The 1,950-nt window shown below is 72.1% G+C and carries 2 protein-coding genes and 1 pseudogene; 2 read left to right on the forward strand and 1 reads right to left on the reverse strand.

Annotated features, from left to right (window positions below; genetic code table 11):
• Positions 1-357: 357 nt before the first annotated feature.
• A complete protein-coding gene (locus D7W81_RS41050; protein ID WP_120560727.1) occupies positions 358-582 on the forward strand; it encodes a hypothetical protein in 225 nt (74 codons plus the stop codon).
• Positions 583-733: 151 nt separating this feature from the next.
• Complete coding sequence (locus D7W81_RS41055) at positions 734-1,102, forward strand: hypothetical protein (RefSeq protein ID WP_120560728.1); 369 nt, start codon at positions 734-736, stop codon at positions 1,100-1,102.
• Positions 1,103-1,173: 71 nt separating this feature from the next.
• Here the strand turns inward: D7W81_RS41055 and D7W81_RS41060 are convergent.
• A pseudogene (locus tag D7W81_RS41060) lies at positions 1,174-1,950 on the reverse strand (serine/threonine-protein kinase); the annotation flags it as partial.

The following is a 1,950-nucleotide window of genomic DNA, read 5'->3' on the forward strand; positions in this document are numbered from 1 at the left end:
GGTTTGCAGGGCGAACCCAGCCTCCGCGATCCACCGCGCCAGGGGGACGACCCACGCGGCGTGGGTCTCCGTCCCGGAGCCGAACACCCCGATGATGCGGCGGTGTCTGCGCATGACTGCGTCCTCCCCGAAAGACCGGAACTACGTGTACCCCTGTTCCATGCGAATCCCCGGCCAACGCCGCAAGGGATCACGGACCGCCGTGCGGCCCGGCTCCCGTCCACCCGTGGAAGGTGCGCGGCGCGAGCGTCACCTGGCCGTCGCTTCCCTCCTCCCGGAGCGCCAGACGCGCCCGCACGACCCGTGATGTCGGACCCCTCCTCTACCTTCGTTCAAGACTGAGCGAGGAGGCCGTCCATGTTCGACGCCTGTGGAGGTTGTGAGCGCCGTGGCACCGCCGGAGAGGTGTTCGACGGGCGCGAGTCCGGGGAGCTCCCCGAGCCGCCCCCCGCCGAGCGTGAGCCCCTGCCCGAGGACTTCGGCGGCCGCTGCTGCACGCACGCCCGCGCGGTGGCGTGCTCGTGCGCCTTCCACTGGGTCTGCGTGCGTCATGGCGACCTGCACGTCGGGACCCACGACTGAGGCGTGCATTCTCAGTGGCTGAGAAGTGACAGCGCCATGCACCCGTTTGACACGCGGCCGGTGTGTCTACGAGGTTTTCACTTCTTTCCGGGCATTCCTGCTCGGACACCCCCCGGAGCAAGACACCATGGGTCTCGCGGAACGTAAGGAAATGGCCTCCTTCAAGACGAACGACCTCGCGCCGAAGATCGCGGAGCTGAAGGAGGCCGCGGGGGGCGCGGACATCCAGGTGAGCATCGACGAGGCGAGCTTCACCACGGTGGCCGCCATCCAGATGATCTCCAACGGCTTCTTCGACCGGCTCATCGACGACATGAAGAACATCTGTAACGACGATGTCGGCAAGGAGGCCGTGCGGGACGGCATCAAGGCGATCCAGCTGGCGCACAAGGACGACCCGGGCTTCGCGCTGGACCTGGCGGGCGGCACGATGACCCTGCGCGCGAAGATGGACGGCTCGCTCGGCGAGGACCTGCCCGGCTACGGGACCTACAAGGAGCTGATGCTGAAGAAGCTGTAGACCGCGCACGGCCTCTGGCGGGAGGGGCGCCGTCCGAGCGGCGGCCCCAGGCCCGTGTCACTCCGTCCGGCTCAGGGCACGTCCAGCGCGACGCCCTGTCCCGGCACGGCCATCACCCAGCGGACGACGTCGGGCTTGCCGCCGCAGGTGACGCGCACCTCGAACTCGCGCCCCGCGGGCATGGGGCTGGCGAGCGGCGTCTGGCCCTGGAGCACCTGCGAGCCCAGCGCCACGCGGCAACCCTGGGCACCGGTGACGCTGAGCGTGCCCCGGGCATCCGCCTGGGGCGCGGCGTCCGCGAGCGTGCGCAGGTCGATGTGCTCCGACTTCGGCACCTTGCCGAAGCGGTGCAGCTTGCCCTCCACGGCCGTGGAGACGAGCCAGCCGGAGGCGTCCTCTGGCAGGGCGTTGCTCGGCTCCAGCAGCACGCCGGACACGTAGACGCGCTCGCCCTCCTGGGCGTTGCGCACCTCCACGCCGCCCTTGGGCAGCAGGAACACCAGCGCGAGCCCCGCGAGCACCAGACCCACGCCGCCCACGACGAGCCCCTTGCGCTGGCCGGGCGTCATCCCCTTGCCCGTCGCATCGGCGGGAGGCACCGGCGCCGCGGGTGCCACCGCGTGCACGGGCGCGGGCGGCGCGGCCACGGGAGCCGCTGGAGGCCGCGCGGGGGCGGGCGAATGAGGCGGAGGCGCCGCCACGTGCGGCGGCGGCGCGGCCGCGCCCCCATAGGCCGCGTGGGTGCCCGTCGGAGGGGGGGAATGGGTGCCTGGAGGCGGCGCGGGAGCGACCCCGTATTGCGCGTGGGTGCCCCCGTGCGACGGGCGGGCGGGCGGCACGGCGGACAC

The organism is Corallococcus aberystwythensis (assembly GCF_003612165.1).
Lineage (GTDB): Bacteria > Myxococcota > Myxococcia > Myxococcales > Myxococcaceae > Corallococcus > Corallococcus aberystwythensis.